At 70.3% G+C, this 18,142-nt stretch carries 17 protein-coding genes; 5 read left to right on the forward strand and 12 right to left on the reverse strand.

What is annotated here, in order from left to right; all coding sequences use genetic code 11:
• Positions 1-45 precede the first annotated feature (45 nt).
• A complete protein-coding gene (gene glmU, locus BUE42_RS15310; protein WP_073465975.1) occupies positions 46-1,419 on the forward strand; it encodes a bifunctional UDP-N-acetylglucosamine diphosphorylase/glucosamine-1-phosphate N-acetyltransferase GlmU in 1,374 nt (457 codons plus the stop codon).
• A gap of 65 nt (positions 1,420-1,484) precedes the next feature.
• Positions 1,485-1,835: a DUF7674 family protein gene (locus BUE42_RS15315; protein ID WP_073465976.1), complete on the forward strand. Its 351-nt coding sequence runs from the start codon at positions 1,485-1,487 to the stop codon at positions 1,833-1,835.
• Between the two features lie 3 nt (positions 1,836-1,838).
• On the opposite strand, the gene BUE42_RS15320 is transcribed toward BUE42_RS15315, so the two are convergent.
• From BUE42_RS15320 to tsaB, 4 genes are read right to left on the reverse strand one after another with little or no spacing between them, the layout of a single operon-like run.
• Entirely contained in the window at positions 1,839-4,247 is a 2,409-nt protein-coding gene (locus tag BUE42_RS15320) for a putative bifunctional diguanylate cyclase/phosphodiesterase (protein WP_083614171.1), read from the reverse strand.
• 2 nt (positions 4,248-4,249) lie between these two features.
• The gene (locus tag BUE42_RS15325; RefSeq protein WP_073465977.1) at positions 4,250-5,038 is read right to left on the reverse strand and encodes a uracil-DNA glycosylase; all 789 of its coding nucleotides are present in this window, start codon (positions 5,036-5,038) and stop codon (positions 4,250-4,252) included.
• Positions 5,025-5,525, reverse strand: a complete 501-nt coding sequence (gene rimI / locus BUE42_RS15330; RefSeq protein WP_073465978.1) for a ribosomal protein S18-alanine N-acetyltransferase — start codon at positions 5,523-5,525, stop codon at positions 5,025-5,027. The genes BUE42_RS15325 and rimI overlap by 14 nt, the downstream gene beginning before the upstream one ends.
• Positions 5,522-6,256 (reverse strand): tRNA (adenosine(37)-N6)-threonylcarbamoyltransferase complex dimerization subunit type 1 TsaB, encoded by a 735-nt coding sequence (tsaB, locus tag BUE42_RS15335; RefSeq protein WP_073465979.1) that lies wholly within the window; start codon positions 6,254-6,256, stop codon positions 5,522-5,524. The genes rimI and tsaB overlap by 4 nt, the downstream gene beginning before the upstream one ends.
• A 95-nt stretch (positions 6,257-6,351) precedes the next feature.
• Between tsaB and dacB the strand changes: the two genes are divergently transcribed.
• Positions 6,352-7,722 carry a D-alanyl-D-alanine carboxypeptidase/D-alanyl-D-alanine endopeptidase gene (gene dacB, locus BUE42_RS15340; RefSeq protein WP_235002376.1) on the forward strand — a complete coding sequence of 457 codons (1,371 nt, stop codon included), beginning with the start codon at positions 6,352-6,354 and terminating at the stop codon, positions 7,720-7,722.
• Between the two features lie 19 nt (positions 7,723-7,741).
• Here the strand turns inward: dacB and BUE42_RS15345 are convergent, their stop codons facing one another.
• Genes BUE42_RS15345 through purE form a run of 4 tightly spaced genes read right to left on the reverse strand, consistent with a single transcriptional unit; the run spans position 7,742 to position 11,433 of the window.
• Positions 7,742-8,746: an SGNH/GDSL hydrolase family protein gene (locus BUE42_RS15345; protein ID WP_073465981.1), complete on the reverse strand. Its 1,005-nt coding sequence runs from the start codon at positions 8,744-8,746 to the stop codon at positions 7,742-7,744.
• A 35-nt stretch (positions 8,747-8,781) separates the two neighbouring features.
• Positions 8,782-9,780 carry an L-threonylcarbamoyladenylate synthase gene (locus BUE42_RS15350; protein ID WP_073465982.1) on the reverse strand — a complete coding sequence of 333 codons (999 nt, stop codon included), beginning with the start codon at positions 9,778-9,780 and terminating at the stop codon, positions 8,782-8,784.
• A gap of 22 nt (positions 9,781-9,802) precedes the next feature.
• Positions 9,803-10,972: a 5-(carboxyamino)imidazole ribonucleotide synthase gene (locus BUE42_RS15355; protein WP_073465983.1), complete on the reverse strand. Its 1,170-nt coding sequence runs from the start codon at positions 10,970-10,972 to the stop codon at positions 9,803-9,805.
• Positions 10,969-11,433, reverse strand: a complete 465-nt coding sequence (gene purE, locus BUE42_RS15360) for a 5-(carboxyamino)imidazole ribonucleotide mutase (protein WP_073466067.1) — start codon at positions 11,431-11,433, stop codon at positions 10,969-10,971. Before purE ends, BUE42_RS15355 begins: the two co-directional genes overlap by 4 nt.
• Positions 11,434-11,561: 128 nt before the next feature.
• Between purE and BUE42_RS15365 the strand changes: the two genes are divergently transcribed.
• Positions 11,562-12,500 carry a tetratricopeptide repeat protein gene (locus tag BUE42_RS15365; protein WP_073465984.1) on the forward strand — a complete coding sequence of 313 codons (939 nt, stop codon included), beginning with the start codon at positions 11,562-11,564 and terminating at the stop codon, positions 12,498-12,500.
• A gap of 6 nt (positions 12,501-12,506) precedes the next feature.
• On the opposite strand, the gene BUE42_RS15370 is transcribed toward BUE42_RS15365, so the two are convergent.
• The 3 genes from BUE42_RS15370 to fba all read right to left on the reverse strand — a co-directional run bounded on the left by BUE42_RS15370 (position 12,507) and on the right by fba (position 15,673).
• Entirely contained in the window at positions 12,507-13,601 is a 1,095-nt protein-coding gene (locus tag BUE42_RS15370) for a tetratricopeptide repeat protein (protein ID WP_073465985.1), read from the reverse strand.
• A 5-nt stretch (positions 13,602-13,606) separates the two neighbouring features.
• The gene (locus BUE42_RS15375) at positions 13,607-14,512 is read right to left on the reverse strand and encodes a phosphoribosylaminoimidazolesuccinocarboxamide synthase (RefSeq protein WP_143171525.1); all 906 of its coding nucleotides are present in this window, start codon (positions 14,510-14,512) and stop codon (positions 13,607-13,609) included.
• A gap of 96 nt (positions 14,513-14,608) precedes the next feature.
• Complete coding sequence (gene fba, locus BUE42_RS15380; protein ID WP_073465986.1) at positions 14,609-15,673, reverse strand: class II fructose-bisphosphate aldolase; 1,065 nt, start codon at positions 15,671-15,673, stop codon at positions 14,609-14,611.
• Between the two features lie 229 nt (positions 15,674-15,902).
• Here fba and BUE42_RS15385 point away from each other — a divergent pair, with 229 nt between their 5' ends.
• On the forward strand, positions 15,903-16,919 hold the full coding sequence (locus BUE42_RS15385; RefSeq protein WP_073465987.1) for an ATP-binding protein: 1,017 nt from the start codon (positions 15,903-15,905) through the stop codon (positions 16,917-16,919).
• Here the strand turns inward: BUE42_RS15385 and BUE42_RS15390 are convergent.
• Entirely contained in the window at positions 16,916-18,121 is a 1,206-nt protein-coding gene (locus tag BUE42_RS15390; protein ID WP_073465988.1) for a threonine ammonia-lyase, read from the reverse strand. The two genes, BUE42_RS15385 and BUE42_RS15390, sit on opposite strands and share 4 nt — an antisense overlap.
• Between the last annotated feature and the right edge of the window lie 21 nt (positions 18,122-18,142).

The raw sequence follows: 18,142 nt of genomic DNA on the forward strand, positions 1-18,142 counted from the left end.
GCCAGCGCGACACCGATAATCACCGACCTGAAAAAAGGACGTTGCATGGCTCTCGACATCGTGATCATGGCCGCGGGCAAAGGCACCCGCATGAAATCCGGCCTGCCCAAGGTCTTGCACAAGCTGGCCGGGCGAAGCCTATTGCAGCATGTTCTGGGTACCGCAGCAGCGCTGGGGGCGACCCGCATCATCACGATCACCGGCCACGGCGCCGAGCAGGTCGAGGCGGCGGTGCAGGCACCCGGATTGCTCTTCGTGCGGCAGATGCCGCAGCTGGGCACCGGCCATGCGGTGCAGCAGGCCGTGCCGCAGTTGCATGACGAGGGCACGACGCTGATCCTGAACGGCGACACGCCGCTGATCGACGCGGCCACGGTGCGCGCGCTGGTCGACGCCTGCGGCGGCGAGCGCTTCGCGCTGCTGACGATCACGCTGGCCGATGCCACCGGCTACGGCCGCATCGTGCGCGACGGCGAGCAGGTGCGCGCGATCGTCGAGCACAAGGATGCGACGCCGGCGCAGCGCGAGATCCGCGAGGTCAACACCGGCGTGATGGCGGTGCCCACGAAGCGGCTGAAGGACTGGCTGGCCAGGCTGGACAACAAGAATGCCCAGGGCGAGTACTACCTGACCGACATCATCGCGATGGCGGTCGCCGACGGCGTGCCGGTCGTCACCGCGCAGCCGAAGAGCGAGACCGAGGTGCTGGGCGTCAACAGCCCGATGCAGCTGGCCGACCTGGAGCGCCGCTACCAGCGCAGCCGCGCCGAGGCGCTGATGGAAGCCGGCGTGCGGCTGGCCGACCCGGCGCGCTTCGACGTGCGCGGCAAGCTGAGCTGCGGCAGCGATGTCGAGATCGACGTCAACTGCGTGTTCGACGGCGAGGTCGAGTTGGGCGACGGCGTGCGCATCGGCGCGAACTGCGTGATCCGCAACGCGCGCATTGCGGCCGGCGCGGTGATCCACCCGTTCACGCACATTGATGGCGAGGCGCAGGGCGTGACGGTCGGCCGCGGATCGCTGGTCGGCCCGTTCGCGCGGCTGCGCCCCGGCGCACAACTGGGCGACGAGGTGCACATCGGCAACTTCGTCGAGGTGAAGAACTCGACGCTCGCGAAGGGCGCGAAGGCCAACCACCTGGCCTACCTGGGCGATGCGACGGTGGGCGAGCGCGTGAACTACGGCGCCGGCAGCATCACCGCCAACTACGACGGCGCGAACAAGCACCGCACCGTGATCGGCGATGACGTGCACGTCGGCAGCAACTGCGTGCTGATCGCACCGGTCGTGATCGGCGCCGGCGCGACCATCGGCGGCGGCTCGACGATCTCGAAGGATGCGCCGGCCGGCCAGCTGACGGTGTCGCGCGCGAAGCAGGTGTCGCTGGAAGGCTGGACGCGGCCGGTCAAGAAACGCTAGCGAGGGAACCGATCTGCGTCCTGCGTCACTCAGGTCGGGTGCAACCGACAGCCTGAAGGACCGACTTGACCACCCACCTGAAGAAGCAGATGAGCATCGCGGCGTTCGTCGATGAACTCCTGACGCAGGTCCCCGAACTGTCGCCCTTGCACCAGCGGCACATCGAGGCCCACCACGGCCTGGTGCCGGTGGCGCTGATGGCCGACGTCACCCGGCTGATGCTGCGCCTGATGAAGGACCCGGCCGGCGCCGAGCCGCTCACCCGCCTGATGCGGGCCATGGAGCGGGCGCTGCAATCGCCGGACACCGGCGTGCGCGAGCTGGTCGAATCCTCGCTGGTCGAGCGCCTGTCGACCCGCAGCGCCGAGCTGGCCGAGCGCTGGCTCGCCAACGACGACCTCGTCACTCGGCCCTGATGTTCACACCAGCGCCGGCCCCGCCAGCGCGATCGCCCAGGCCTCGAACGCCGCCGCCGGCAGCGGCGCGCTGACCAGCTCGCCCTGCAGCTCGTCGCAGCCGAGCCGCGTCAGGAACTCCTGCTGCGCGATCGTCTCGACGCCTTCGGCGATCACCGTGATGTCGAGGCTGCGCGCCAGCTGCACGATCGCGCGCGCGATCGCCGCCGAGTCGTGCTCGTCCGGCAGGTCCTTCACGAACGAGCGGTCGATCTTCATCTTGTCGATCGGCAGCTCCTTCAGGTGGCCGAGCGACGAGTAGCCGGTGCCGAAGTCGTCGACCGAGATGCGGATGCCCATCGCCTTCAGCTCGCCGAGCCGGGCCTTCACCTCGCCCAGGTCGTCCATCAGCATGCGCTCGGTCAGCTCCAGCTCGAGGAAATCGCCCGGCACGCCTTCCTCGCGCAGCATGTCGGCGATCAGCTGGATGAAACCGACCGTCTGGAACTGCACGCTCGACAGGTTCACCGCCACCGGCACGCTGCTGATGCCGGCCTCGTGCCAGCGCCGCGCGCAGCGCAGCGCGTCGCGCAGCACCCACTGGCCGATCGGCAGCATCAGCCGCTGCTGCTCGGCCAGCGGGATGAAGTGGTCGGGCATCAGCAGCCCGCGCTCCGGGTGGTTCCAGCGGATCAGCGCCTCGACGCCGACCAGCACGCCGTCGTGCGAGCGCACCTGCGGCTGGAAATGCAGCACGAACTCGCTGCGCTCCAGCGCCTGCGTCATCTGGCTTTCCATCACCAGCGCGGCATAGGCCGAGCGCGCCATCGCCGGTGTGAAGAACTGGTAGTTGGCCCGGCCGCGCGCCTTCGCGAGGTACATCGCGGTGTCGGCGTTCTTGATCAGCTCGTCGGCGGTCTGCCCGTCGTGCGGGAACATCGAGATGCCGACCGACGGCGTCACCGAGATCAGCCGCCCGTCGGCATTCACCGGCACCTCGATCGCCGCCAGCAGCTTCTGCGTGGCCTCCTCGACGTCGGCGCGCTGCAGCACGCCGGGCAGCAGCACGATGAACTCGTCGCCGCCGAAGCGTGCGACCAGGTCGGTCGAGCGCAGGCTCTGGATGATGCGCTGCGCGACGGTCTGCAGCAGCGTGTCGCCGATCAGGTGGCCGAGCGAGTCGTTGACGCGCTTGAAGTGGTCGAGGTCGATGAACAGCAGCGCGAGCTGCGAGTCGCTGGTGCGGGCGCCGGTGATGCGGTGCTCCAGCGTCTCCATGAAGCTCATCCGGTTCGGCAGCTGCGTCAGCGCGTCGTGGTGCGCCAGGTGATGGATGCGCTCCTGCGCCGCCTGCCGGTCGCGCAGGTCGCGCACCAGCGTCATGCGCATGCGCTCGCCGTTGCGCAGCATCGTGCGCACGGTGAACTCGACCGGGATGCGCCCGCCGTCCTTGTGCAGCGCGACGCTCTCGTAGGTGATCTCGGCGGCGGCGGCCTGCGTCGCGGCGGCGCGGGCCAGCTGGTCGGGCGCGATGAAATCCAGCGTCTGGCGGCCCTTCAGCTCCTCCAGCGTGTAGCCGATCAGCGCGAGCGCCGGCGGGTTGGCGTCGGTGATCACGCCATTCTTGTGGAACACGATGCCCTCGGCGCTCGCCTGCATGAACTTCGCGAGCCGCTCTTCCGATTCGCGCACCGATTGCTCGGCCAGCCGGTGCTTCGTGATGTCGGAGATCAGCACGAAGGCGGCGGTCGCGTCGCCGTCGTTGACGACGTGCGGCAGCAGGTTCACCTCGATCCAGCGGCGCGCGCCGTCGGCACCGATCAGCTCGCGCTCGTACGACGCGCCGCGCCGTTCGCGCAGCACCCGGTCGACCTGCGGCTGGATCAGCCGTGCGGCCGGCTCGCCGATGATCTCGGCGACGGTGTGGCCGACGATCGATTGCTCGTCCCAGCCGAAGGTCTGCGCGTAGCGCTTGTTCGCGAACAGGCAGCGCAGCGTGCTGGCCTGGTAGTAGGCGATCAGCACCGGCACGTTGTCGGCCAGCAGCTGGAACTGGTCGGCGCGGGCGCGTGCCGAGAGTTCCGCGCGCCGGCTGTCGGTCACGTCGTGCAGCACGCACAGGTAGTGGCCGAACGCCGGCAGCCAGCGCGCCTCCATGTCGAGCCAGCAGTAGCCGCCGGTCGACTGCGGCGCGCACTGCATGCGCAGGTTCAGCGCGAAGTCCTCGCGGCCGATCAGCCGCGTGGCGAGCGTGGCGCGCGATTCGGGGCCGAGCAGCGCCTGCCACAGCAGCCCGGCGTCGAGCACCGAGCCGGCGCCGCTGAACTCGACGAAGGCGCGGTTGCCTTGCAACAGCACGCATTCGGGCGTCAGCCGCAGCACCATGCACGGCAGGTCCTCGGTGTCGGGCCAGGCGGGCGTGGTGGCGTCCATCGTCAGGTGGCCGCCGTTTTCATCTGTTCGGCCTTCATCTGCTCCAGCGCCAGGCACAGGTCGTCCCACGCCCGGGCCTTGTCTTCCGGATTGCGCAGCAGGTAGGCCGGGTGGTAGGTCACGACCAGCGGCACGCCCTGGTACTGGTGCACGCGGCCGCGCAGCCTGCCCACCGGCTCGTTGCTGCGCAGCAGGCTCTGCACCGCGAAGCGGCCCATCGCGAGGATCATGCGCGGCTTCACCAGCTCGATCTGGCGGATCAGGAAGGGCTCGCACTGCGCCAGCTCGTCGGGCTCGGGGTTGCGGTTGCCGGGCGGGCGGCACTTCAGCGTGTTGGCGATGAAGACCTGGCGCGCCGGCTCGGCCTCGCCGCGCGTCAGCCCGAGCGCGCGCAGCATGCTGTCGAGCAACTGGCCCGATTTGCCGACGAAGGGCTCGCCCTGCCGGTCCTCCTGTTCGCCGGGCGCTTCGCCGACGACCATCCAGTGGGCCTGCGGGTTGCCGACGCCGAACACCGTCTGCGTGCGGCCGCTGCACAGCTTGCAGGCGGTGCAGCCCGCGACCGCCTCGCGCAGCGCGGGCCAGTCCATCGCGTCGACGCCGGTCGCGCGGGGGCCGCGCACGGGGGCGGCCGCGGCGGGCGAGGGCAGCGCAGGCGCCGACGCGGGCGGCGGGGTGTCGACCCCGGTGTCGGGCTCGGCGAGTGCCACCGCATCGTCCTGCGACGGCGTGTTCCACACGCGGATGCCCATCTCCTGCAGCATCGCGACCTGGCGTTCACTCCAGCGCATCGGCACCCTCCACCTGCAGGCTCATCACCGCCGCATCCTCGCGCCCGCTCGGGTGCGTGGTGCGCGACGCCGGGTAGTAGCCGCGGCGCGTGCCGATCGCCTTGAAACCGTAGCGCAGGTACAGCGCCCGCGCGCGCTCGTTGCTCTGCCGCACCTCCAGCCACAGCTGGGCGGCGTGGCGCTCGCGGCACACGGCCACCAGCTCGTCGAGCAGGAAGCGCGCATGCCCCTGGCGCTGGAAGGCCGGGGCGACGGTCAGGTTCAGCAGGTGCATCTCGTCCACGCCGGGCATCGCGATGAAGTAGCCCAGCATCTCGCCGCGCTCGCCGTAGATCACGCGGGCCACGTAGCCGGCGGCCAGCGAGTCGATGAAATTGCCATGGGTCCACGGGAATTCGTAGGCCTGGCGCTCGATCTCGAGCACCGCGTCGAGCTGCGTGACGCCCAGCGGCAGCAGCAGGCGCTTGTCCCTCAGCACGGCACTCATGCAGCCGCCTTCGCTTTCATCGCCTGATCTTTCATCACCTTGTCGTGCGCGCGCTCGACGGTCGTCTGCGCCACCTTGTCGCGCAGGTAGACGGGCAGCGCGTGCGCGGCATCGACACGGACCCCTTGTGTCCACAGCTGGGTGGCAACGCGGGCCAGCGCCTCGGCTCGCGAGCGCGGCTGCGGCACACGCCGCGGCGAGGGCGCCAGGGCCAGCCGGTCGCCGAAGGCCTCGAGGGCCGAGCCGGCGATCACCGCGGGCGGGTGCTCATGCCACAGTGCGTTGAAGGCTTCGATGCGCAGCAACGCGGGCGCCGTGGTCACCGTCCAGCGCCCATCGCTCCAGCGGTAGCGGCCGGCGTAGATCTCGTCCATCCGCGCGTCCATCGCGACGCAGAGGTCGTCGGCACCGGTTTGCGCCCGCGCGTCGTCGGCCACCAGCATCAGGCTGTCGACCGGGATCACCGGCTTGTTCGCGCCGAACGCCAGCCCCTGGGCCACCGAGCAGGCGGTGCGCAGGCCGGTGAACGCGCCGGGGCCGCAGCCGAAGGCGATCGCGTCGATGTCGGCGAGCGCGAGGCCGTGCGCGGCCAGCAAGGCCATCAGTTCAGGAATCAACGTGGCCGAGGCTTGCGGTCCACCGGCGCGATCGTGCGCAAGCTGCAGCCCGGGCGCGACCAGCCCGACGCTCATCGCGTCGGTGGAGGTGTCGAAAGCCAGCAGCGTGCCCATGGCGAGAGTCTAAAGCCCGGGGTGCGTGCGATCATCAGGTGATGGGGTATCTAGGGAGACGCATCCTGTGGGGCGCGATCGGTCTGTGGGCCGGGATGCCGGCATGGGCCGTCCCGCTGCCGATCGAGGCCGAGGTCGCGCTCGACGCCGCCAAGGTGCCGCGCGAGGCGATGGTCGCCTGGGTGCAGGAGGTCGGCGCGAGCGCGCCGCGGCTCGACTGGCAGGCGCGCCAGTCGGTCAACCCGGCGTCGCTGATGAAGCTGCTGACCACCTCGGCCGCACTCGAGCTGCTGGGCCCGGCCTGGAGCTGGTCGACGCCGGTCTGGCTGCAGGGCACGGTGCGCAGGCCGGGACCGAACGGCGTGCTCGACGGCGATCTCGTGATCCGCGGCACCGGCGACCCGAAGCTCGTGCCCGAGCGGCTGTGGATGATGCTGCGCCGCGTGCAGCAGCTCGGCGTGCACGAGATCCGCGGCGACATCGTGCTCGACCGCAGCGCGTTCCGCCCGGCGCTGCAGAACCCGGGCGATTTCGACGGCGATCCGCTGCGGCCGTACAACGTGCAGCCCGATGCGCTAATGCTGAACTACAAGTCGCTGACGCTCACCTTCGCGCCCGACGCGCTGGCCGGCGTCGCCCGCATCACCGCCGACGTGCCGCTGTCCGGGCTGCAGCTCGACGACAGCGTGCCGCTGATCGCCGGTCCGTGCGACGACTGGCGGGCCCCGCTGATGCTCGACGTCGCCGATCCGGCGAAGCTGAAGGTGGCCGGCGGGTTCCGCAAGCTGTGCGGCGAGAAGTCGTGGTCGATCGCGTGGCCCGAGCCGCAGCGCTACAGCGAACGGCTGCTGCGCGGCCTGTGGAGCGAGATGGGCGGCAAGCTGGGCGGCAAGGTGCGCGATGGCACGGCGCCGTCGACGCCGCCGAGCTTCGAGCTGGTGTCGCCGCCGCTGGCCGAGGTGATCCGCGACATCAACAAGTTCAGCAACAACGTGATGGCGCAGCAGCTGTTCCTGACGCTCGGGCTGACGCAGCGCGGCCTCGGCTCCCCGGAACTCGCGCGCGAGGTGCTGCGCCAGTGGGTGGCCGAGCGGTATCCGGATGCGGCGCCGTCGGTCGTGGTCGACAACGGTTCGGGGCTGTCGCGCGATTCGCGCGTCACCGCCCAGTTGCTCGGCCGCGTGCTGCAGGCCGACTGGGCCGGGCCGGTGATGCCGGAGCTGATGAGCTCGCTGCCGGTCAGCGGGCTCGACGGCACGATGAAGCGCTCGCGTGCGCCCTTGGGGCGGGCGCACCTGAAGACCGGCTCGCTGAAGGATGTGGCCGGCATCGCCGGCTATGTGCTGGGCAACAGCGGCCGGCGCTACGTGGTGGTGGTGATCATCAACCACCCCAACGCCAACGCTGCCCGCCCGGCGCTCGACGCGATGACCCAGTGGGTGCTCAACGACACGCTGACCCCGTAGGTTTCCATGTCTGGCAGTGTCAGAACGGGTTGTTGACGGCGCGGCTGGCCGCCATCGCCCCGAGCTGGGCCTGGGCGGCCGGGCCGAAGTGCAGGGGGTCGGCCCACAGCCAGCCGTAGGCGGTCGCGTCGGCGGCGCCCGATTCCGGCACCTTCTTCAGCGTCGACACGGTGCAGGTCGGCAGCGGGGCGCTGGCGAGGCAGGAGCCGTCGGTGATGTTCACCAGCCCGTAGCCCGGGTAGTTGCGCACCATGTCCTGCAGGCGCTCGTCGAACACCACCAGGCCGACCGACTTGCCGCCTTCCTTCACGTCTTCGAGCTTCAGCCGCAGCGCGGCGTTGAACTGGAAGCTGAGCGAAGACAGGAACGCGCCGCGTCCCGGATCGTTCAGGTCCTGGGCGCCGGCATACGGCGTGAGGCCCTGGTCGGGCGCAGTCGACACGATGATCTTCGCGCCGAGATCGGCCAGCCGGATGATCTGCGCGCCCAGTGCCGTGCCGGCCGCGGCAGCGGCTGCCTGCAGGTCGGTCGTGCTCTGGCCGGGGTACTGCTGGTACAGCGCGATGATGTCGTTGGCGCCGGCCATCACGGTGACGAGGTCGGTGGCCGACAGCGAGTCGCCGGAGGTGAACTGCGTGATCTGCGACGCGACGTCGCTGACGGTGGCGCCCGCCGTCGCCAGCGTGTGCGCGGTGACCGGGGCATTGTTGACGTTGCACTCCGCGAAGATCAGGCGGAAGGTGCCGGCCACGTTCTGGATCCAGATCGGGTTGTTGTTGCAGTCCAGGTCGGTTTTCGGCGTGTGCGGGTTGGTGGTCTCGTCGTAGAGCACCGCGTTGACGCTGTACTTGGCGCTGGTAACAGTGGTCATCACGCTGGCGTCGTCGCCGAACGCGATCAGGCGGCGCGGCGAGAAGCTCTCGACCTGCGTGCCGCCGCCGCACGACGCCAGCAGCGTGGCCGCCAGCAGTGCTGCGCCGATGCGCACCCAGCCGTTTTGCTTCGGATCAGCCTTGAAAATCATGAACACTCCAGACGGGAAACGGTAAGGGGAGGAAGTCAGGCGGCGGCAGCCCGTTGCAGGCGGTCGCGCACGCCGTCCCATTCGGGCTCGGCGGGCGGCTCTTCCACCCAGATCAGATGCACGCCCTCGGCATCGAGTTCGCGCAGCGCGGAAAAAAGTTCGTGTGCCGCCTGCGATGCCTGCGACGGCATCGCGCGGTGGCGCAGCCCGCGCACCGCCTTGGCGGGCACGGTCCGCGAATATACCGCCAGCTTCAATGTCGAGCCTTCGAGCATCTGCAACGCCGTATTCAGCATCGGGCCGGGCATCAGCCGCAGCTTGGCGCGCGGCGCGTAGTGGGCTTCCAGCGTGCCGGAAGCGCGCGGCGCGGCATCGTCGCGGTCGGCCAGCGGCTGGCCGGCGGCGGCTTCGAGCTGCCGGCGCGTCAGCACGCCGGGGCGCAGCAGCACCGGCCGGCCGCGCGAGCAGTCGACGATGCTCGATTCGATGCCGACCTCGCAATCGCCGCCGTCGAGCACCAGCAGCGCGTCGCCGAATTCGTCGACCACGTGGGCGGCGCGCGTCGGGCTGATGCGCCCGAAGCGGTTCGCGCTCGGCGCCGCGACGCCCGGCACGCCCAGCGCCTTGGCCTCGCGCAGCAGCGCCTGGGCGACCGGGTGCGACGGGCAGCGCAGCCCGATGCTGTCCTGGCCGCCGGCCGATGCGCCGGCGATGCCGGGTGCGCGCGGCACGATCAGCGTCAGCGGGCCGGGCCAGAAGCGGGCCGCCATCTGCTGCGCGACGGCCGGCCAGTCGGCCGCGAACACCTGGGCCGAGCCGACGTCGGGCACGTGGACGATCAGCGGGTGGTCGGCCGGCCGGCCCTTGGCGGCGAAGATCTTCGCGACCGCGGCGTCGTCGTCGGCACGGGCGGCCAGGCCGTAAACGGTCTCGGTCGGCATGCCGACCAGCTCGCCGTCGGCCAGCGCGCGGGCGGCCCGGGCCACGGCCTGGGCGGTGTCCGCACCGGCGGGATCGCGGGCATCGAGCAGCACGGCAGGTCCTCGGCTCAAGCGCTCACCAGGCCGCGAGGCCCAGGTGCTCGGCGGCCTGCAGCGCGACCGCATTGGCCAACTCGGCCGTCGCGGCGGTGACCGTCAGGTGGCCCATCTTGCGGCCCGGGCGGGCGCTGGCCTTGCCGTAGAGGTGCAGGTGGGCGCCCGGCAGCGCGAGCACCGCGGCCCAGTCGGGCTCCGCCGGGGTTTCGGTTTCACCATCGCGGAACCACAGGTCGCCCAGCAGGTTCAGCATCACCGCCGGCGAGTGCAGGCGCGGCGCGGCCAGCGGGGCGCCGGCCAGCGTGCGCACCTGCAGGTCGAACTGCGACTGGTCGCAGGCGTCGAGCGTGTAGTGGCCGGAGTTGTGCGGCCGCGGCGCCATCTCGTTGGCGACCAGCCGGCCATCCTTCAGCACGAAGAACTCGACGCACAGCACGCCGACGTAGCCGAGCGTCGCGGCGATGCGGCCGGCATGCGCGATGGCCTGCTGCTGCACGTCGGGCGTCACGTCGGGCGAGGGCACGCGGGTCACCGCGAGGATGCCGTCGCGGTGCAGGTTCTGCTGCAGCGGGAAGTGCACGCTGGCGCCGTCGGCGCCGCGCGCGACGATCACGCTCACCTCGTAGGCCAGCGGCAGCATCTGCTCGAGCACGCAGGGCACCTGCTTCAGCATGTCCCAGGCGGCGGCGAGCGCGGCGCGGTCGGCCACGCGCACCTGGCCCTTGCCGTCGTAGCCGAGGCGGGCGGTCTTCAGGATGCCGGGCAGCAGCGCGGCGTCGACAGCGTCGAGCTGGGCGGGAGTCTCGATCAGCACGAAGGGGGCACACGGCACGTTGCAGCGGCCGAAGTGCGCCTTCTCGGCGGCGCGGTCCTGGCATACCGCGACCGCATCGCCGGACGGCGCCACCGGCCGCATCGCGGCCAGCGTGCGCAGCGCGGCGGCCGGCACGTTCTCGAATTCGGTGGTGATGGCCGCGCTGATCGCGGCGAGCTGCGTGAGGCCGGTCGAGTCGAGGTAGTCGGCCTGCACATGGTGGTGCGCGACCAGGCCGGCCGGGCTCGCGGCGTCGGGGTCGAGCACCGCGGTGGCATAGCCCATCTGCTGCGCGGCATGCACGAACATGCGGCCGAGCTGGCCGCCGCCCATCACGCCGAGCGTCTGGCCGGGGGGAATGAAGCGCAGGATCATTTCAGGTCGGCACTCATGGCGCGGGCGACCTCGGTCTGGCGCGCACGGTAGGCCTCGAGCTGGGCGCGCAGCGCGGGCTGGTCGCAGGCCAGCATCGCGACGGCGAACAACGCGGCATTGGCCGCGCCGGCGCTGCCGATCGCGAAGGTCGCGACCGGAATGCCCTTGGGCATCTGCACGATGGAATGCAGCGAATCGACGCCCTGCAGGTGGCGGCTCGCGACCGGCACGCCGAGCACCGGCACGGTGGTCTTGGCGGCCAGCATGCCGGGCAGGTGGGCGGCCCCGCCGGCGCCGGCGATGATCGCGCGCAGGCCGCGCGGGGCGGCCGATTCGGCGTAGGCGAACATGTCGTCGGGCATGCGGTGGGCAGAGACCACGCGCGCCTCGTAGGGCACGCCGAACTCGGCGAGAATCTCGGTCGCGAGGCGCAGGGTCTCCCAGTCGCTGCTGGAACCCATCACCACGCCAACCACGGGGGCGCTGCTCACGGCTCGCTCCAAGGGCTGAACAACCTTGAATTGTAGGCGGCGCGGCCCATCTGACTGATCGACCTCATTGCAGCATCGCCTGCCATTGCCGGAACACGATGGACATCACGATTCAGAACTTCGAAACCGACCTGATCAACGCCTCGGTCGAGCAGCCGGTGCTGCTGGACATCTGGGCGCCGTGGTGCGGTCCCTGCAAGGCGCTGACGCCGGTGCTCGAGAAGATCGAGGTCGCCTATGCCGGGCGCTTCAAGCTGGCCAAGCTGAATGCCGACGAGCAGCCCGAGATCTCCGGCCAGCTGTCGCAGATGTTCGGCGTGCGCAGCATCCCGTTCTGCGTGCTCTTCAAGGGCGGCCAGCCGGTCGACGGCTTCGTCGGCGCGCTGCCCGAGGCGCAGGTGCGCGAGTTTCTCGACCGGCACGTGCCGAGCGCCGAGGAAGTGGCGGCCGATGAAGACGTGGCCGCTGCCGAAGAGCTGCTGGCCGAGGGCGATGCCGACAGCGCGCTGGAGCGCCTGCAGGAAGCGGTCGCGATCGATCCGGCCAATGACGTGGCGCGCTACGACTACCTGCGCGCGCTGCTGACGGTCGGGCGGGTCGACGATGCGCGCCGGGCGTTCGACCCGGTCGCGAGCAAGGTGATGCTGGATGCGCGGCTGGCGGCGGCCGGCCATTGGCTGGCGGCCTGCGAGAAGGCCGCATCGGCGCGCAGCCCGGAGCAGCTGGCCGCGGCGATCGCCGCCAGCAAGCGCGATTTCGACGCCCGCTTCGAGCTCGCGCAGACCCACTTCGCGGCGCAGCGCTTCACGCAGGCGATGGATGAGCTGCTCGAGATCGTGATGCGCGACAAGGCCTGGAACGGCGAGCTGGCGCGCAAGACCTACGTCGCGATCCTCGAGCTGATGAGCAAGCCGGCACCCAAGGCCGAAGCCGCGGCGCCGAAGGGCGCGCTGGAGCTCACCGGCAAGGTCAACACCGCGCCGGCCGATCCGGTCATCGACCAGTACCGGCGCAAGCTGAGCATGGCGCTGTTCTGATCCGGGCTATTTGAGCGCTGCGTCGAGCAGGCGCAGCACTTCCGCCTGCTCGTCGGCGAAGGCGCGCCATGCGGCCTCGGCCTGCTGCGAGTGCTTCTTCGCGGCATCTTGCTGGCCCATCGCTGCATAAACCTGCGCCAGCCGGCTGTGCGTCGCGGCCCGGTCGTCGAGGTCGCAGTCGGAGCGGTTCGCGGCCTCGGCCGCCTGCGCATCCTCGCGCGCCTGGTCGAGCTGCTTCAGCTGGACCCGGCACCACGCCAGGTCGGCGCGCAGCCAGTTCGCCATGTGGGCCGCGCCCTGCGTCAACGCATGGTCGAGGTGCTGCTCGTACAGCGGCAGGGCATCGGCATGCCGCCCCTGCAGCGACAGCAGTTGCGCCCGCAGGACCGGCGCCAGCGCTTCGAGCGCCGCGGTGCCGACCAGCGCATCGAAGTTCTGCGACGACTCGGCACCGAGCAGCGCCTGCCGCGTGGCCTGCGCCTCGCCGGGGCCGCTCAGCACGTTCTGGCGCGCCTGGCTGGTGTTCAGCCAGGCCATGTTGGCCAGCAGCGCGGCAAGCGTCGCTTCGTCGCCCTCGGCCGTGCCGTGCTGGCGGGTCAGCGCGTACCAGGGCTGGGCGAGTTCGTAGCGGCCGGCGAAGTGGTAGGTCTGCGCGATCACCAGGCTGATGCGCGAATGGGCCGCATGGTGCTTGGCGTCGGCGAGCTTCAGCGTCTCGGCGACGCGGCGCGCCATCGACACGAAGTCGTGCTTCACGTAGTCGAGGTGGGCGAGCCAGGCGCAGCACAGCGCGTGCAGTGCCGGCTCGCGCGCGGCGCCGCTCATCGCGTAGGCGCGGTGGATCTTGTCGATCGCCTCGGCCGAGCCGAGCTTGCCGTAGTGCGCGATCAGCCCTTCGGCCAGGCTGATCCACGCGCTCAGCACCATGTTCGGTTGCCGCGCGTACTGCTGCTGCAGGCCGGTGAGCGTCTTGCGCGCGTCGTCGAAGTGGCCGTGGCGCGCCATCAGGCAGGCGCGTTCGGCGCGCAGGCAATCGGCCTTGACCGGGCTGCCGGCGGAATCGATGGCGGCGTCGAGCTGCTTCAGCAGGCGAGACTGCATGGCGCTCAGGAGGTCAGGCGTTGCAGGGCTTCGCGGTACTTGGCGGCGGTCTTCTCGACCACTTCGGCGGGCAGGGCCGGAGCCGGTGCACGCTTGCCCCAGGGCTGGCCGTCGACGCGGGCCTGCTCCAGCCAGTCGCGCACGAACTGCTTGTCGTAGCTCGGCGGGTTGCGGCCTTCGCGGAAGGCGGCGTCGTAGCCCTCGACCGGCCAGAAGCGCGACGAATCGGGCGTCAGCACCTCGTCCATCAGCGTCAGCGTGCCGTCGCCGTCGAGGCCGAACTCGAACTTGGTGTCGGCGATGATGATGCCCTTCTTCAGCGCGATGCCGGCGGCGCGGGTGTAGAGCTGGATCGCGGTGTCGCGCACGCGGGCGGCGAGGTCGGCGCCGATGATCTGCGCCATCCGGTCGAACGAGATGTTCTCGTCGTGGTCGCCCATCTCGGCCTTGGTGGCCGGCGTGAAGATCGGTGCCGGCAGCGGGCTCGCGTTCTTCAGCCCCGGCGGCAGCGCGACGCCGCACACCGACTGGCTCTGCTGGTACTCGGCCCAGCCGCTGCCGGCCAGGTAGCCGCGCACGACGGCCTCGACCGGCAGCGGCTTCAGGCGCTTGACCAGCATCGAGCGGCCGCGCACCTGCGGCCGTTCGGCGGCGGTGACGACGCTCTCGGGGTCGTCGCCGGTCAGGTGGTTCGGGATGATGCCTTCGAGGTGCGCGAACCAGAACAGCGCCATCTGCGTCAGCAGCTCGCCCTTGCCGGGGATCGGCTCGCCCATGATCACGTCGAAGGCGCTGAGCCGGTCGCTCGCGAGCATCAGGATGCGATCGGTGCCGACGGCGTAGTTGTCGCGAACCTTGCCGCGCGCGAGCAGCGGCAGGGAGCTGAGGGTCGAATTGAGGACGGCGTTCATGGAAATCCGGCGCAGGAGCTGAAGCGCCGGATTGTAGTGAGCCACGAACGGCGAAGCCCGGCGTGGCCGGGCTTCATCAACACTGGGGATGCGGTGTCAGACCACCATCTGCGCCAGCTCGCCCTTCGCGTACCGCTGAGCCACGTGCTCCAGGCTCTGCGCCTTGATCTTGCCCGATTGCCCCTCGCAGCCGAACTCCAGGTAGCGCTGCTTGCAGATCGCCTTGGCCGCCTCGCGCGCCGGCTTCAGGTACTCGCGCGGGTCGAACTTCTCGGGGTTCTGCATGAAGAACTTGCGGATCGCCGCCGTCATCGCCAGGCGGATGTCGGTGTCGATGTTGATCTTGCGCACGCCGTGCTTGATGGCTTCCTGGATCTCGCTGACCGGCACGCCGTAGGTTTCCTTCATGTCGCCGCCGAACTCGCGGATCGCCGCCAGCAGCTCCTGCGGCACGCTCGAGCTGCCGTGCATCACCAAATGGGTGTTCGGGATGCGGGCGTGGATTTCCTTGATGCGGCTGATCGCGAGGATATCGCCGGTGGGCTTGCGGGTGAACTTGTAGGCGCCGTGGCTGGTGCCGATCGCGATCGCCAGCGCGTCGAGCTGGGTGCGCTTGACGAAGTCGGCGGCCTGCTCCGGGTCGGTCAGCAGCTGGTCCATCGTCATCGTCGCGTCGGTGCCGTGGCCGTCTTCCTTGTCGCCCTTCATCGTCTCGAGCGAGCCGAGCACGCCCAGTTCACCCTCGACCGTGACGCCGACCCGGTGCGCGATGTCGACCACCTTGCGCGTCACGTCGACGTTGTAGTCGTAGCTGGCGATGGTCTTGCCGTCGGCCTGCAGCGAGCCGTCCATCATCACCGAGCTGAAGCCCAGGTTGATCGCGCCCTGGCAGACGTCCGGGTTCTGGCCGTGGTCCTGGTGCATCACCAAGGGAACCCGGGGGTAACTTTCGACCGCCGCGAGGATCAGGTGCTTGATGAACGGCTCGCCGGCGTACTTGCGGGCACCGGCGCTGGCCTGCAGGATGACCGGGGCGCCGACCTCGTCGGCGGCGCTCATCACGGCCTGCACCTGCTCGAGGTTGTTGACGTTGAAGGCCGGAATTCCGTAGCCGTTCTCGGCGGCATGGTCCAGCAGCTGACGCATCGAAACGAGTGGCATGGCGATGTCCTGGAAGTGAAGAAACCCTTCAGGCGGCATGAAACCGCGCTGTAACTCTCGGCATTGTACTGAGGCCTTCCACGGGAAAACCCCGTGGCCTCCATGCCTTCCCCCCGAGCCCGGGGGGCGGAAATGGCGGGTGTTCCCGCCGCTTTTCGCGCTCAAGTCGTCCGACCTGCGCGGGACACTGATGGCAACAACCGACTGTCCCGCTGGAGGGAGACCCGTCATGGCCCGACTCGACCTGAATGCACTCACGCTGTGGATCACCGCGGCGGCCCATCAACAGCCGCAAGACCTCGCGTCGCAGGTGGCGCAGCGGGCTGGCGTGTCGCGCGCGACCGCCAACAAGGCGCTGCGCCGGCTGGCCGAGATGAAATGGCTGGTTCGCGAAGGCAGCGCCTCGCGCCCGCTGTACCGGCCGGGCACGATGCGCCAGGTGGTGCAGCGCTACACGCTGGCCGGGCTCGGCGAGGACCTGCCGTGGTCGCGCGATTTCGCGCCCTGTTTCGAGTTGCCGGATGGCGTGCGCCGCATGGTGCACCACGCCTTCACCGAGCTGCTGAACAACGCGATCGACCACAGCGCCGGCCACAGCGTCACGGTGTCGATGCGCCAGACCGCCAGCCATGCGCAGCTGCTGGTGTCGGACGACGGCCGCGGCCTGTTCGACAAGATCAACGAATCCTTCGCGCTCGACGAGCCGCACCTCGCGATGCTCGAACTCAGCAAGGGCAAGCTGACCAGCGCGCCGGACCGCCATTGCGGCCGCGGGCTTTTCTTCACGTCGAAGCTGGCCGACGTGTTCGACCTGCATGCGAATGAATCGGCCTTCCAGCACCGCGGCTGGGAAGCCGGCCGCTGGCGCGAAGGCAAGCCGCTGAAGCACCAGGGCACCTCGATCTACGTGGCGTTCGCGCTGGACAGCACGCGCACGCTGGAGCAGGTGCTGCAGGCGCACAGTGCCGATGGTGCCGGCTACGACTTCGAGCGCACCGTGGTGCCGCTGCGCCTGCTGACGACGACGCAGTCGGGGCTGGAGTCGCGGGCCCAGGCGCGCCGCGTCGGCGCCCGCCTGAACCAGTTCCGCCGCGCCGAGGTCGATTTCAGCGGCGTGACCAGCGTCGGGCACAGCTTCGCGGACGAACTGTTCCGCGTGCTGGCCTCGGAGCAGGACGCGCTGGAGCTGGTGCCGATCAACATGCTGCCGGCGGTGGCAGCGATGGTCGGCAGCATCCGCCGCTAGCCGATTCTTTCTGCGCGGTAGCCCTGGGCTCGCATCGCGGCCAGGATCTCCTCGATGTGGGCCACGCCGCGCGTGTGCACCACCACCTCGATCTCCGCGCGCTCCACCGACAGCGAGCTGAACGCCCGCTGGTGCTGCACCTCGTCGATGTTGGCGCCCAGCTTGCCGAGCAGCGTCGCGACGTCGGCCAGCGCACCGGGCACGTCGCGCACGTCCATGCGCAGGCGCGCCAGCCGGCCCGACTTCACCATGCCGCGCTGGATGATCTCGCCCAGCACCAGCGGCTCGATGTTGCCGCCGGAGAGGATCAGCCCGACCTTGCGCCCGGCGAAGCGCGCGCGGTGCTTCATCAGCGCCGCGAGGCCGACGGCGCCGGCGCCCTCGACCACCGTCTTCTCGATCTCCAGCAGCATCAGGATCGCCTGCTCGATGTCGTCCTCGCCGACCAGCAGCACGTCATCGACATGCTGCTTGATCAGCGGCGCGGTCAGCACCCCGGGCACCTTGACGCCGATGCCGTCCGCGATGGTGGCCTGCGCGCTCTCGCGCTGCTGGTTGTGCACGACGTTCCAGACCGCGGGGAAGCGCTCGGTCTGCACGCCGATCACCTGGATGCCCGGCTTCAGCGCCTTGGCGGCGCTCGCGACGCCGCCGATCATGCCGCCGCCGCCGATCGCGACCACCAGCGTGTCGAGGCCCGGCTGCTGCGCCAGCATCTCGAGCGCGATCGTGCCCTGGCCGGCCGCGACATCGAGGTCGTCGTAGGGGTGCACCAGCGTCAGGCCGCGCTCTTGCGCGAGGCGCAGGCCGTGTGCGCGCGCATCGTCGAAGGTGTCGCCTTCGAGCACGACGGTGGCACCGAAGCCGCGCGTGCGCTCGACCTTCACGGCCGGCGCGAAGCGCGGCATCACGATGGTGGCGGGAATGCCCAGGCGCTGCGCGTGGTACGCGACGCCCTGCGCATGGTTGCCGGCCGAGACGGCGAGCACGCCGCGCGCGCGCTCGATGTCGCTCAGCTGGGCGATCTTGTTGAGGGCGCCGCGTTCCTTGAAGGAGGCGGTGAACTGCAGGTTCTCGAACTTCAGGAACACCTCGCAGCCGGCGATGGCGGAGAGGGTTCGCGAGGGCACGCAGGGGGTGTCGAGGACCTGGCCGTGCAGGCGCTCGGCGGCGGCACGGATGTCGGAAAGGGCGAGCGTCATCCCATGATTGTGGCCGGCTTC

Origin of the sequence: Rhizobacter sp. OV335 (genome assembly GCF_900142965.1) — a bacterium.
Lineage (GTDB): Bacteria > Pseudomonadota > Gammaproteobacteria > Burkholderiales > Burkholderiaceae_C > Rhizobacter.